Annotated in this window: 13 protein-coding genes; 3 read left to right on the top strand and 10 right to left on the bottom strand. The window is 64.2% G+C overall.

Translation table 11 applies throughout. The features are described 5' to 3' along the window. Window positions 1-28: 28 nt before the first annotated feature. Window positions 29-1,984 carry a DUF1302 domain-containing protein gene (locus E5221_RS13870; RefSeq protein ID WP_025338999.1) on the bottom strand — a complete coding sequence of 652 codons (1,956 nt, stop codon included), beginning with the start codon at window positions 1,982-1,984 and terminating at the stop codon, window positions 29-31. Window positions 1,985-2,058: 74 nt separating this feature from the next. Beyond that, window positions 2,059-2,637, bottom strand: a complete 579-nt coding sequence (locus tag E5221_RS13865; protein WP_013972537.1) for an alpha/beta hydrolase — start codon at window positions 2,635-2,637, stop codon at window positions 2,059-2,061. A gap of 307 nt (window positions 2,638-2,944) precedes the next feature. Here E5221_RS13865 and E5221_RS13860 point away from each other — a divergent pair, with 307 nt between their 5' ends. Further along, a complete protein-coding gene (locus tag E5221_RS13860; RefSeq protein ID WP_061551454.1) occupies window positions 2,945-3,973 on the top strand; it encodes an AraC family transcriptional regulator in 1,029 nt (342 codons plus the stop codon). 263 nt (window positions 3,974-4,236) lie between these two features. Here E5221_RS13860 and E5221_RS13855 read toward each other — a convergent pair whose 3' ends face one another. The 7 genes from E5221_RS13855 to E5221_RS13825 all read right to left on the bottom strand — a co-directional run bounded on the left by E5221_RS13855 (window position 4,237) and on the right by E5221_RS13825 (window position 10,674). Beyond that, entirely contained in the window at window positions 4,237-5,253 is a 1,017-nt protein-coding gene (locus E5221_RS13855) for a putative sulfate exporter family transporter (RefSeq protein WP_247847680.1), read from the bottom strand. After that, entirely contained in the window at window positions 5,250-5,576 is a 327-nt protein-coding gene (locus E5221_RS13850; RefSeq protein ID WP_039613496.1) for a Rieske 2Fe-2S domain-containing protein, read from the bottom strand. The genes E5221_RS13855 and E5221_RS13850 overlap by 4 nt, the downstream gene beginning before the upstream one ends. After that, the gene (locus E5221_RS13845; protein ID WP_247847679.1) at window positions 5,573-6,226 is read right to left on the bottom strand and encodes a DsbA family oxidoreductase; all 654 of its coding nucleotides are present in this window, start codon (window positions 6,224-6,226) and stop codon (window positions 5,573-5,575) included. The genes E5221_RS13850 and E5221_RS13845 overlap by 4 nt, the downstream gene beginning before the upstream one ends. Then, a complete protein-coding gene (locus tag E5221_RS13840) occupies window positions 6,223-7,536 on the bottom strand; it encodes an MFS transporter (protein WP_247847678.1) in 1,314 nt (437 codons plus the stop codon). The genes E5221_RS13845 and E5221_RS13840 overlap by 4 nt, the downstream gene beginning before the upstream one ends. A 188-nt stretch (window positions 7,537-7,724) precedes the next feature. Further along, window positions 7,725-8,777, bottom strand: a complete 1,053-nt coding sequence (locus E5221_RS13835) for a 3-keto-5-aminohexanoate cleavage protein (RefSeq protein ID WP_024087049.1) — start codon at window positions 8,775-8,777, stop codon at window positions 7,725-7,727. Window positions 8,778-8,831: 54 nt separating this feature from the next. Then, entirely contained in the window at window positions 8,832-9,680 is an 849-nt protein-coding gene (locus E5221_RS13830) for a TauD/TfdA family dioxygenase (protein ID WP_247847677.1), read from the bottom strand. 13 nt (window positions 9,681-9,693) lie between these two features. After that, on the bottom strand, window positions 9,694-10,674 hold the full coding sequence (locus E5221_RS13825) for a quinone oxidoreductase (RefSeq protein WP_247847676.1): 981 nt from the start codon (window positions 10,672-10,674) through the stop codon (window positions 9,694-9,696). A gap of 229 nt (window positions 10,675-10,903) precedes the next feature. Between E5221_RS13825 and E5221_RS13820 the strand changes: the two genes are divergently transcribed. Further along, window positions 10,904-11,110 (top strand): hypothetical protein, encoded by a 207-nt coding sequence (locus E5221_RS13820; RefSeq protein ID WP_003258802.1) that lies wholly within the window; start codon window positions 10,904-10,906, stop codon window positions 11,108-11,110. Between the two features lie 283 nt (window positions 11,111-11,393). Beyond that, window positions 11,394-11,750, top strand: coding sequence for an osmotically-inducible lipoprotein OsmE (gene osmE, locus E5221_RS13815; RefSeq protein ID WP_003258803.1), 357 nt, complete (start codon window positions 11,394-11,396; stop codon window positions 11,748-11,750). A 1-nt stretch (window position 11,751) separates the two neighbouring features. Here osmE and E5221_RS13810 read toward each other — a convergent pair whose 3' ends face one another. After that, a complete protein-coding gene (locus E5221_RS13810; protein ID WP_038409613.1) occupies window positions 11,752-12,081 on the bottom strand; it encodes a hypothetical protein in 330 nt (109 codons plus the stop codon). Between the last annotated feature and the right edge of the window lie 143 nt (window positions 12,082-12,224).

Raw genomic sequence — 12,224 nt, 5'->3', positions numbered from 1 at the left:
TTCCTGTGTAGGCTGTAGGAAACATGACTCAGAAGGTCGTCTTGACGGTCAGGTACAGGGCGCCACGGTCCTCGGTGGTGGCACCACCGCCGGAGAAGGAGGCGTAGCCGCCGCCGTAGCAGGTGTAATCCTGTTCGCCGTCCAGGGCGTTGGGGGTGCTGCCGTCGGTCTGGCCGTCCTTGCAGGCCTTGGTCTCACCGAAACTGTCGACGTACTTGAGGTCGACGAAGTACTGGTTGTAGATCGCGGCGCTCACGCCCACCGCATAGTTGCCGGTGTTCTCGGCGCCACCGCCCTGCACCGGCGACACGCCGTCGAGGCCGACGTTGACCGACAGCGGCATGCTCAGGTCCATGCCCGGCAGCACCTGGTACCAGGTAGGGGTGAAGTTGACCGCGATGCCCCAGTTGTCGCGGGTGGCCTTGTCGATGCCGCGGTAGCTGCTCTTGCCCTTGTACAAGGCCTCGTTGTGGCTATCGAGCTTGAGCAGGTTGCTGTAGAACAGCTCGCCAAGCAGGGTTGCCGAATCGAACAGCGGCGTATCGCCAATGGTCATCAGGCCGTTCAAGGTCCAGTGCAAGGTGTCGCCGGTGGCGCTCAGGCCGTCGCCATCCTTGGGCACGTCGTAGATCACCCCGCTGCTGGGCAGGCGTGCCGGCAGCAGGCCGAAGCCGCCGCCCAGGCCACCCTGGCCGGGGGCGCTGACGATTGCCGGGATGCTCGCCAGCGGCATGTTGTGGCGGATGTTCAGGTCGCTGCCGACACTGATGCCGCCCACATCCTTGGACAGGCTCAGGCCATAGATGTCGATGTCGTCGGAGTAGGCGAACTGGTAGGTAGTGCTTTGCAGCGAGTTGTACAGGTTGCCGACTGCGCCTTGGCGGCTGCCCGGCGGGTTGCCGAACGGACCATTGGCGACGGTCATGCCGCGCGCGTCGAGCCAGGCCTGCGGGAGGATCTCGGAGGTCTTGCGGTAGTAGAAACCGAGGGTGCCGCCCAGCCACTCCGGCGACCACTTGGCCATGATGCCCCAGTCGCCGCTCTTGCCTGGGTTCAGGTCATGGCCACGGCGGATGGTGGTCAGCGCACCGCGCACCGGGATCAACCCGGGGGTACCAGTGTGGCCGAGCAGGAAGCTTTGGGCGCCCTCGCCTACCACGTCCGAGCCGCCATAATAGGTACCGGCTTCGGGCAGGCGGGCGGCGTCCCAGTCGAAGAAGTACTGGGCGCCAAGGGTCAGTTCAGAGTTGACCAGGAACGAGGTCGACAGCTGGTTGCGCGGCACGAACAGCTCCTTGGCCTCGGTGCCCGGCGAAGCGGCCAGCTTGGCCAGGTCGAGGCCCGACTGGCCGTAGCTCAGCGAATGGACCGGGTTGAGCAGGGTTTCACCCCAGAACAGGTTGTGCTGGCCCAGCTTGGCGCTGACCTGCGAGGCCTCGCCGACTTCACGGCTGAAGAACACGAAGGCATCCAGCACTTCACCGGACGGGCCGCTGTAGTAACGCTGGGCGTAGTTGCTCAGGTGCGGGCTGCCCAGCGGCACACCGGTGCCGGGCAGGCCATTGAGGCTGGGGTTGATGCCGGACTGGTCACCATTGCCGTTGACGAACGGGTTGCTATTGGAGCCGGTGTTGTCATAGGCCTTGTCGTACCAGCTGGCGGTGCTGACGCGGAACCCGGTGTTGCCCTGGTAGACCACATCCAGTTCGGTCAGCAGGTCTACCCGGTTGGTGATGTTGGTGCCGGCCTTGCGGAAGTTGTAGTCACCGTCGTTGCTGTTGGGCGTGCCCAGCATGCGCTTGTCGGCGCTTTCGGTGCGCACGCCGTAGTTGTACTTGACGGTGTTGTCGAAGCGCACGGCCCAGTTTTCATTGCCGGTATCGACTTCGAACGCCTGGGCGGCGGGTAGCGTGAGCAGGCCGATGGCGCAGGCGAGCAGGCAGCGCTGTGGTTTCACAGCACGGTAAATGCGGTGTTCTGGCATTACGATGGCTCCACGTATTGTTATTGTTTTTTTCGCCGCCCGTCTTTTGCGAGCGTGGCTGGGGCGTCCATGCGCTATTGCAGGTTGGGCTGGTCCAGTCGCTGGATGAACGCCTCGGCCTGCGGCCAGGGGCCGAAGCCGGAGGCCGGGTTGAGGTGGCCGACGGCCCCCAGTGCGACCAGTTCACTACCCCAGCCATGGGCCAGCGCGCTGGCTGCGGCAAAGCTGGCCAGGTGGTCGTTGCTGCTGGCCGCGACAATGCTGGGGAACGGCAGCGGCGCCTGGGGCAATGGCGACCAGCCGTGCTCGGCCAGGCTGGCCGGGCTTGGGTAGTGGGCCGGCCATGGCGCGTTCAGGTCGGGCGGCGCCGCCAGCAATGCACCCTTGATCGGCCGCCGGTAGCGCGCCGCCCAGTGGGCGACCATCAGCACGCCGGCGCTGTGCGCCACCAGGATCACTTCACCATCGATCTGGTCCAGTTCGCGCTGGATCGCCTCGACCCGGGCTGTGCAGCTCAGGCCGTCGACCTGCAGCGGCGGTACGCTGCGCACCTTGGCCAGGCGGCCTGCGAGCAGGGTCTGCCAGTGTTCGGCGACATGGTCGCGCAGGCCGGGGACGATCAGCACGGTGGCAGTGGTTTGCAGTTTTTCCACGGTGAACCTCGTGTGCGGTGTAGCTCTTGAGGTTCACAGTAAACAGCCCACCCACCGGGTGCTTCACATTGGGCGTCAGGGGCTTTTCATTTGATGACAATGGCCAACACAGGGCTTTGCTTTTCAATTCATGACACGCAGGCTATAAAATCAATCAGCCGCTCACTTTTTGTAGGAGCAGCCTTGTGCTGCGAAGAGGCCGGTACGACGAACATCACTGTTATGGCCTTTACGACCTCTTCGCAGCACAAGGCTGCTCCTACAAAAAAGCAGCAGATAGCCTGGAAAACATGGATAACAACAAAAAATGCCTGCCCTAGTCCGTGCCGCCAGCTTGACCAATTACCTTGAGGTGTCCCGCCACCTCGGCCTCAATCCCCATGCACTGCTGGCACAGGTTGGCCTCAGCGCCGCGTTGCTCGAAGACCCCAATCGGCGTATTCCGGTTGCCAGCGTCATCGCCTTGCTGGAAGCCTCCGCCAGCGCCACCCGCTGCGAAAGCTTCGGCCTGCGCATGGCCGAGTTGCGGCAACTGTCGGACTTCGGCGAAATAAGCCTGTTGCTCAGCCACCAGCGCACCCTGCGTGATGCGCTGCAGGTGATCGTGCAGTACCGTCACCTGCTCAATGACGCCCTGGCCATTCATATCGAGGAAGCCGGCAAGACCGTGGTCATCCGTGAGGAGGTGATCAACGAACGCGCGCCCTGCAGCCGCCAGGCCACCGAGCTGGCGATCGGCGTTATGATGCGCCTGTGCGCGGCGCTGCTAGGTGCGCATTGGCACCCGATCAGCGCCAACTTCACCCACGCGCCTCCCGCCGACCTGGCCACCCACCGGCGCATTTTCGGCTGCACGCTGGTGTTCGGCAGCGAGTTCAACGGTATCGTCTGCCCGGCCGCCGACCTCGACAGCGCCAGCCCGCAGGCCAACGAGGCCATGGCGCGCCTGGCGCAGCGCTATCTGGACAGCCTGCCGGCGGGCGGCACGCCGTCCCTGGAGCTGGAGTTGCGCAAGACCATCTACCTGCTGCTGCCCATGGGCCGCGCCACCATCGAACAGGTGGCACAGACCCAGGGCATGAACGTGCGCACCCTGCAGCGGCGCCTGGAAGAAAGCGGGTTGACCTTCAAGGACCTGATCAACAGCGTGCGCCGTGACCTGGTGATGCGCTACCTGGAAAACCCCGGCTATTCGCTGGGGCGTATCGCCGACATGCTGGGTTATTCGATGCCCAGCTCGTTCACCCGCTGGTTCATCGCCCAGTTCGGCATGCCGCCGGCCAGTTGGCGGGCACAGAATTCTGATCAGATCGCGTCAGGGCCGCCAGGCGCCTGAGCTTGGATTTGCGGCGCCTGTGAGATCGAGCGCCGCCCGCGCGGCGCTTCGCAGCACAAGGCTGCTCCTACATCTGTTTTCGGGCCAGTTATTCCTGAGGCAGACGCGCGCGGGCCCTTGGTGCCCACCTAGATATTGTGCCGGGCAAACAAGGCGGTCGCGTGCATTGGAACAGGCGTTATTGGCCCGAAACAGATGTAGGAGCAGCCTTGTGCTGCGAAGCGCCGCGCGGGCGGCGCTCGATCTCACAGGCGCCACACATCTCAAGCCGAACCCACCCAATGCATCAACGCCAGAACCAAAAGCACAAGAAACACGCTCTCCCCCACCATCAGCGCAATGGGTTTCACCCCGACCGAGGCCAGCGCCTTGAGTTGGGTTTTCATGCCCAGGGCACTGATCGCCACCACCAGGCAGCCGCGCGACAGGTCGTTGATACCGCCCTGCACCGCGGCGGGTACCCAGCCTGTGCTGTTGACGCACGCCAGCAGCAGGAAGCCGACCGCGAACCATGGCAACAAGGGCGGCCGCTGCCCGCCTGCCTCGAGGCCCTGGCGCCGGGTGATCATGGCCGCGCAGACAATGACCGGCAACAACATGGCCACCCGCATCAGCTTGACCACCGTGGCGATGTCGCCGGTCTCGGTAGACATGCTGTAGCCCGCGCCCACCACCTGCGCCACATCGTGGATGGTCGCACCGAGGAACACCCCGGCCTGGGCTGGGGACAGGTGCAGCCACTGGGCAATCATCGGGTACAGGATCATCGCCAGGGTCGACAGCGCCGACACGCCGATCACGGTAAACAGCGTTGCATGCTCCTTGCGCGGGTGCTGGGGCAAGGCAGCTGCCAGCGCCAGCGCCGCCGAGGCACCGCAAATGGCCGTGGCACCGCCGGTGAGCATGCCGAACAGCCGTGAAAACCCCAGCGCCTTGGCCACCACCACCGAAACCAGGATGGTCACCACCACCAGGGTCACGACCAGGGCCACGGGCTTCCAGCCCAGGCTGGCAATCTGGTCCAGGGTGATGCGCATGCCAAGTAGCGCCACGCCCAGGCGCAGTACCGTGCGGGCGGTAAACTCGATACCGGCTTTGCAGGGGCCATCGACCGCGAGAAAGTTCAGCGCCATCCCCAGTAACAAGGCAAACAGCATGACCGGCGCTGCGTAATGCTCACTGAGGAAACTGGCGGCCGCACCGACGATGAGGCTGACCACCCCCCCCGGGGCGAGGGTGCGGATACGCTGATGGGTAGCGCCAAGTGCCAGTGTATTCATTGCCCCGCTTCCTCACAGTCAAACACGATGTAAACCTGCCCGCCCTGCTGCTCGACCGGGTAGCTGGCAACCTTCAAGGCCCTGGAATTGACCAGGTAGCCGCTGGCCAGGTCAAAGCGCAGGCCGTGCGCGCAGCACTGGATGACACGGCCTTCCAGCCGGCCGCCACACAACGACGCGCCCTGGTGCGGGCAGCTGTCGTCAATGGCATAGAGCGAGTCGGCAACGTTGAACAGCGCCACGCTGCGCCCTTCGCAGGCCAACAGCACACGGCCGTCACGTTCCGGCACCTGATGGGGGGCCAATGCAATGCGCCGGGTCATGCCCTCTCAACCTCTTGCAGTGCTTCGGTCATGGCCGCATACAAGACCTCGGCAGGCTGCGCACCTGCAATGATCGGCCCTTGATTGAAACGGAAACGCGGCACTGCACTGCCGGCGCGCCCTGCCCCATCGAGGAACGGGCTGCCGTCGTCACGCAGGCAGTCGACAACCTGCACGGCTTCCAGCCCGCAACATTGGGCGATGTCGAGCAAGGTGCGGCTATCCCCCAGGTCGCGCCCCTGGTGGAAATAGGCGATGAACAGCTGTGCCAGCAAGGCTTCCAGTTGCCCTGCTTGGAGCAACTGAGCAGCACGTTGCAGCAGCCGATGGGCATTGCCGGTGTTGGGCATGCGGCGAATACGCGAGAAGTCGATGTCCTCGCCTACCACACGGGCAGCGGCGCGCACCTGGGCCTGGCGCTCGCGTACCGCCTCCTCGCTGCCCAGGCGTTGCAGATAGAAGGCATGGAACGGCACGCCACTGGCTGGCAAGCCCGGCAACAACTGCACACCTCGCCATTGCAGTTGTACCTGCACTTGCGGTTGTTCACGCTGCAAGTGCAAGAGCGCGGCCTGCAGGTGTCGCTGGCCAATCAGGCACCAGGGGCAGACGAAATCGAAGAACACTTCGACGGACAACAGCTGTTTCACGGTTTCAACTCCCGGGGTGCGGCAGCGTCGCCTGCCGGTGCATGCAGACGCTCCATGTCGCGGTGGTAATGACGTTTGGCAAGGACAAACACCGCCGCCGCGCCGATGCTCATCAGCGGTACCAGCTGGAAGGCGGCATGCAAGCCGATCAGGTCGGAAACGCGCCCGGTGATCAACGGCCCGGTCGCCAGGCCCAACAGGTTGTTGGCCAGGGTCAGGGTGGCAAACGCGGTGCCGTGCACCGAGGCGTGGGTGAGGTTGGCGACCATGGCACTGGACGGGCCGTTGGTGCCGGCGGCGATCATCATGCCCAGGCAGATCAGTACCAGTTGGGCGGTGCCGGCCGGCAGTGCGAAGGCGATGGACAACAGCGCGCAACTGCCCAGGCAGTAGGCGATGGCAAGGCTGATCTTGCGGTCCGGGCGCTGCCGCCCGAGGCGGTCGCAGAGCATGGCGCAGAGGATCATGCCGATGCCGCTGCACAGCACGATGACTGCGGCAATCGCCCCGGCGCGGTCGGTGCCCATGGCGTAATAGCGGTTCAGGTAGCTTGGCATCCACACGATCACGGTGCCGCCGACGAACAGCTGCAGCCCGCTGCCGACGTAGGCCGCGATGACCGAACGGCTGCCGTACAGGGTGCGCAGCGGGCGCCCGGCCTTGCCTTGCGACTGCTGCGCGCACCGAGGCGCAATACGCGCCTCCTTGACGAACAGCGGGTACAGCATCGCCAGCACCAGGCCGAACAGCGCCATGCCGGCAAATGCCCAGCGCCAACCCAGGTGCTGGGCCAGTACACCGCCCAGGGCCATGCCCAGCACCGAGCCGAACATGCCACCGGCCATGAACGCGCCGGCCAGGGTCGAGCGCATGTCGCGGGGGAACACGGCGACCACCACGGCGATGCCGACACTGCCGTAGGCCGCCTCGCCTACCCCGACCAGAAACCGCGCGATGAACATTTGCGGGTAGTTTTCCGCCAGGGCGCAGCCGAGGGTGGCCAGGCTCCACAGTACTGCCATCAGCACCAGGCTGCGCACCCGGCCGAAGCGGTCGGCCAGCAGCGACAGCGGGAAGGTCAGCAGGCCGACCATCAGCGCGACGATACCGCTGAGCAGGCCGAGCTGGCTGTCGCTCAATGCCCATTCGCCCTTGAGCAGCGGGAAAACCGCATTGAGCACCTGGCGCGACATGTAGTCGGAGATCAACAGGCCAAAGGTCAGGGCGAAGACCACCCAGGCATAGCGCCGAGGGACGCTGTGGGCGGTGTCGGTGCCGGAATCTTCGGCACTGGCGAGATAGGTGGCCATGTTGCCTCCTTGGGTGCGGGGCGTGAGGTTGTTCTTGTTGTTATGGACTACAGCCAACATTCATGTTGCTTTTGCGGGCCTCTTCGCGGGCTCGCCCGCTCCCACAGGGACTGCGTCGACCTTTGGGCCAGTGCCGCACCTGTGGGAGCGGGCATGCCCGCGAAGAGGCCAGGCCTGCCGTACCAGCATCAGCCGCGCTGCGGCACGCCCTTCACACCCGGCTGGCGATTCGGCGCCATGCCGTTGGCCTCGAGGGTCTGCTCGATGCTGTCGTACTGCTGCCCGATGCGATAAATGGCGCGTGCTTCCTTGCCGCTGGCAATCTCGCGGCCCAGTTCATGGGCCACACGCACGGTCTGCTGGATCTGCTGCACCGAGGTGAAGCGCTTGCCATGCTGGTCGATGATGGTGTCTTCGTTGCCGCAGCGTGGGTGCAAGCCCATGGCCAGGGCCATGGTATTGAACGGCAGCACGTTCTTCAGCAACGATTCGGCGGTCAGGGTGCAGCCGTCCGGCGCGCGGTGAATGAAGTTGAAGAAGTTGAACGGGTTGGGGCCGTCGAAACCGCCGCCGATGCCGATCCAGGTCAGGTTCAGCGGGCCCATGTAGTCACCGCGACGCACGATGCGCTCGAGCGTCTCCAGGGCATGCATGCCGGTCAGCTGGAAATGCGGCTGGATGTTGCTGGCCTGCAGGCGGCGCAGGTGCTCGCGGACCCAGGCCGGGCCGGCCGGCACGGTCATTTCGCTGTAGGCAGCATGAATCGCCGGGCTGGCCAGCGAGGTGCCTTCCAGGTACTCGGGGTACAGCAACTCCATGATGTTCATCTGCGTGGTGTTGATGGCCACGGTCACCTGGTCGGGGCGTGGCGTCAGCTCGGCGAGCATGTGCCGGGTGTCGTCCGACAGCCACTTGGCCGCCTCGCCCTCGCTTTCCGGGGCAAAGGAAATCGATCCGCCAACCTGGATGATCATGTCCGGCACCGCTTCGCGCACCCCGGCGATCAGCTCGTTGAACTTGGACAGGCGCTTGGAGCCCTTGCCGTCCAGTTCGCGCACGTGCAGGTGCAGTACGGTGGCACCTGCATCAAAGCAGTCGACAGCCTTCTGCACCTGCTCGTCCATGGTCAGGGGAATGTCTTCAGGGAAGTCTTCGGGCATCCACTCCGGGCCATAGGGGGCCACGGTGATCACCACCTTTTCCATGTTTTCCGGGTGCAACGAATCGTCGAAGAATTGCATGCTGTAGTCCTCGCTATTGTTATTGTGCGGTTGCCGCCAGCGACGGCGACGAACTCAGAACGTGGGGCTGCCCTTGATCCCGGCGCGCTCCATCTTGCGATGGCACGGCGGGTAGTCCATGACGGCGTAATGCTGTGTGCTGCGGTTGTCCCAGATCGCCACGCTGTTGGGCTTCCAGCGCCAGCGCACCTGGTACTCCGGCAGGTAGGCCTGGCTGATGAGGTAGCGCAGCAGGTCGCTGGCGCCGGGGTTGGCGTCCTGGCCGAAGCGCACCCGCTGCGGGGTGTGGTAGTTGCTGAAATGGGTGGTGAAGGCGTTGACGAACAGCACCTGCTCGCCGGTTTCCGGGTGGGTGCGCACAACCGGGTGCTCGGCATCGGGGAACTGCGCCTTCAGCGCCAGGCGCTTTTCCAGCGGCATGGCGGCGCCAAAGCTCGCCTCGATGCTGTGGCGGGCGCGCAGGCCTTCGATCTTGGCCTTCACATCGCCTGCCAGGTTTTCATAGGCCAGCACCATGTTCGCCCACATCGTGTCGCCGCCCACCGGCGGGCATTCGATGCAGCGCAGCACACAGCCCATCGGCGGGGCCTCGCGCCAGGTGGCGTCGGTGTGCCAGGCATTTTCATAGCGGTCGTTGGGCTGGTCCGGGCGCTTGTAGATCTGTACCAGGCCCGGATGCTCCGGGTCGCTACCGGCCACCGGGTGGTCCTCCAGGTCGCCGAAGCGGCGGGCGAACGCCACGTGTTCGGCGCGGCTGAAGTGCTGGTCGCGCAGGAACAGCACACGGTGCCGGAGCAACTGCGCGCGAAGCTGGGCGAACAGGTCGTCGTCGTGGATCGCGTCGGCCAGGTTGACCCCACTTACCTCGGCACCGATCGCGCAGGTCAGTTGTTCGATGTGCATGCTGTTGCCCTCTTCAGATGACGAAGATCGACGAGCCGGTGGTCTTGCGCGCTTCCAGGTCACGGTGGGCCTGGACGGCATCCTGCAGTGCGTAGTGCTGGTTGATCTCGATACGGATGCGCCCGCTGCCGACGTGATCGAACAGCTCACCGGCCAGGTCGGCCTTTTCCGCCGGGTCGGCGATGAAGTCGGCCAGTGCCGGGCGGGTGAGCTGCAGCGAGCCCTTGATCGCCAGCAACTGCGGGTCGAACGGCGGGATGGTGCCCGACGCCGTGCCGACGCAAACCATCAGGCCGCGGCGCTTGAGCGAATCGAGCGAGCCCATGAAGGTGCTCTTGCCAACGCTGTCGAACACCACGTTCACCCCCACCCCGTCGGTCAGCTCACGCACGCGCGTGGCAACGTCCTCGACGCTGTAGTTGATGACGTGGTTGCAGCCATGGGCGCGAGCCACTTCGGCCTTGGCCTCGGTGGACACCGTGCCGATCACGTTAAGCCCCAGCAGATGCGCCCACTGCGCGACGATCAGGCCGACCCCGCCAGCAGCGGCATGCAGCAGCACGCTGTCGCCGGGTTTGAAGTCATGCAGCCGACGCAGCAGATAGGCCGCGGTCAGGCCGCGCATGGTCATGGCAGCGGCGGTTTCGAAGGCGATGGTATCGGGCAGCTTGATCAGCGCGGCCGCGGGGATCAGGCGCTCGGTGCAATAGGCGCCCAGGGTGTTGAGGAAACCGGTGTAGGTGACCCGGTCACCGACTGCCACCTGGGTCACACCCTCGCCCAGTGCCTCGACCACCCCGGCCGCTTCCACGCCAATGCCGTTGGGCAGCGGGATCGGGTAGGTGCCGTTGCGGAAATAGGTATCGGCGTAGTTCAGGCCCACAGCCACCTGGCGCAAACGCACCTGCCCCGGGCCGGGCTCGCCGACCTCGGCGTCCTCGTAGCGCAGCACCTCGGGGCCACCGGTCTGATGGAAACGTACGACTTTGGACATGCTTGTCTCTCCAATCATCGATCTGGACGCATGGCGTCAGTTCTGGGTAATTGGACTGTATGCCCTTGGTGTGTGGGGTGCTTCGCATCGGACGACAGCGGGTTTTCATTTGATGACAGTACGAGTGTCGACCTGCCGATCACGAAAACCGTGTTTTATTCATGAGCCTCCTTGATGCTTGCCAATGGTCAGACTAATACTTAAGTCTCTGCCTGGGGAGGCACGAAAAATGCAACCAAGATTCGTTATCGTTCCCGCTGTGCCGATCGAAAAGGAGTCGTTCCGCGTGGGTAGCCGCTATTACGCCGCTACCGTATGTGGAGGTTTCGACATCTACGATAACCAAGCGAAGGAGCGGCTCAAGCCCAGTTATCCAAGCAGGACGGCTGCGCAGACGCAGTGTGAGCAGATGAACAAGCGCGGTGATGCAGGCTGATCGCACAAGCAATAGCCCTGCTCGATCCCTGTGGGAGATCGCCCAGCCCTTTGGGCTGCGCTTCCACGTAGAGAACTGAATTCGCAAGCAGTCCGCGGACCCTGTGGGAGCGGCTTTAGCCGCGAAGCATGCAACGCGGTGCATGGCACCGGCTGCGCCGGTGTTCGCGGCTAAAGCCGCTCCCACATGGGGGCACGTTACTGCGGGTGAGGCAGTGCAGGCGTATGATTGAAAGCCGAGCGAATTGATATCGCCGGTCGGCGTCCTCTACCGGAGCACTGCCATGAACAAACCCTTTCACGCGCTGATCCTTGCACTGGCAGCGCTGTCTGCCTGTTCGTCCAATTCCACGCTGTACCACGATCAGCCGCTGGTGGCGAAAGTCACCAACGGCATGAGCAGAGACCAAGTCATGCAGGTAGGCGGCAAGCCCGATGCCGAGACCGAACGCACCGTGGTGCCCGGCACCTGTTTCGACTACATGCTGACCAAGGCCGACAACCGGCAGCCCTACAGCGTAAGTTTCGACGGCACCGGCAAAGTGGACAATACCGCTTTCATGACCTGCGCCGAGTGGAGCAATGCTCAGCGCAGGGCCCGCCTGCCCAGCATGGGCGGCTCTAGCGGATCGGGTTACTGAGTCAGTCCAGGCATTCCCTTGCTGCCTGGCGCAATTTGTCGCCAGACAGGAAGCTGCCCTTGTAGAAGGTCGCGCGGCTGCCCTCGTGGGAATCGACTACGTCCAGCACATCATCGGATGCCACGGGGCTGGGTGCCGTCAGCCGGTAGCCGTGGGCGATCGATTTCTGCGTGGCTTGAGGCGCCAGTGCTTGCCATTTGGGTAGTACGCAGGCGGCGTATTGCTGGGGCGATTTGTGAGTCAGTTTGCTGGCAGTGGGTTTGCCAGGGGTTGCGCAGCCGGCAACACCGGTGACCAGCACGGCGAAGAGAAAGATACGAAACATAGACATTTGCAATTAGCCATCAAGGATACGCTGCATTCTAACGGGGGTTGTACTGGCTTACCAATCAACCAAAGTCTCGCAGCACAGGCCCACCTGATATTTCTGCCAGTAGCCTGGGTGCGTGAAGGCTGGGAAAGTGAACCCTGCCA

This window comes from Pseudomonas sp. A2 (assembly GCF_023100865.1).
Classification (GTDB): domain Bacteria; phylum Pseudomonadota; class Gammaproteobacteria; order Pseudomonadales; family Pseudomonadaceae; genus Aquipseudomonas; species Aquipseudomonas asiatica.
This window is presented reverse-complemented; position numbering and strand designations above follow the sequence as displayed.

Bases quoted from the DNA above. Each gene is read 5' to 3' on its own strand.
- E5221_RS13840 (WP_247847678.1), bottom strand. From the start codon at position 7,536: ATGGCCACCTATCTCGCCAGTGCCGAAGATTCCGGCACCGACACCGCC.
- E5221_RS13820 (WP_003258802.1), top strand. From the start codon at position 10,904: ATGCAACCAAGATTCGTTATCGTTCCCGCTGTGCCGATCGAAAAGGAG.
- E5221_RS13850 (WP_039613496.1), bottom strand. From the start codon at position 5,576: ATGACCCGGCGCATTGCATTGGCCCCCCATCAGGTGCCGGAACGTGAC.
- E5221_RS13855 (WP_247847680.1), bottom strand. From the start codon at position 5,253: ATGAATACACTGGCACTTGGCGCTACCCATCAGCGTATCCGCACCCTC.
- E5221_RS13860 (WP_061551454.1), top strand. From the start codon at position 2,945: ATGCCTGCCCTAGTCCGTGCCGCCAGCTTGACCAATTACCTTGAGGTG.
- E5221_RS13825 (WP_247847676.1), bottom strand. From the start codon at position 10,674: ATGTCCAAAGTCGTACGTTTCCATCAGACCGGTGGCCCCGAGGTGCTG.
- E5221_RS13810 (WP_038409613.1), bottom strand. From the start codon at position 12,081: ATGTCTATGTTTCGTATCTTTCTCTTCGCCGTGCTGGTCACCGGTGTT.
- E5221_RS13835 (WP_024087049.1), bottom strand. From the start codon at position 8,777: ATGCAATTCTTCGACGATTCGTTGCACCCGGAAAACATGGAAAAGGTG.
- osmE (WP_003258803.1), top strand. From the start codon at position 11,394: ATGAACAAACCCTTTCACGCGCTGATCCTTGCACTGGCAGCGCTGTCT.
- E5221_RS13830 (WP_247847677.1), bottom strand. From the start codon at position 9,680: ATGCACATCGAACAACTGACCTGCGCGATCGGTGCCGAGGTAAGTGGG.
- E5221_RS13870 (WP_025338999.1), bottom strand. From the start codon at position 1,984: ATGCCAGAACACCGCATTTACCGTGCTGTGAAACCACAGCGCTGCCTG.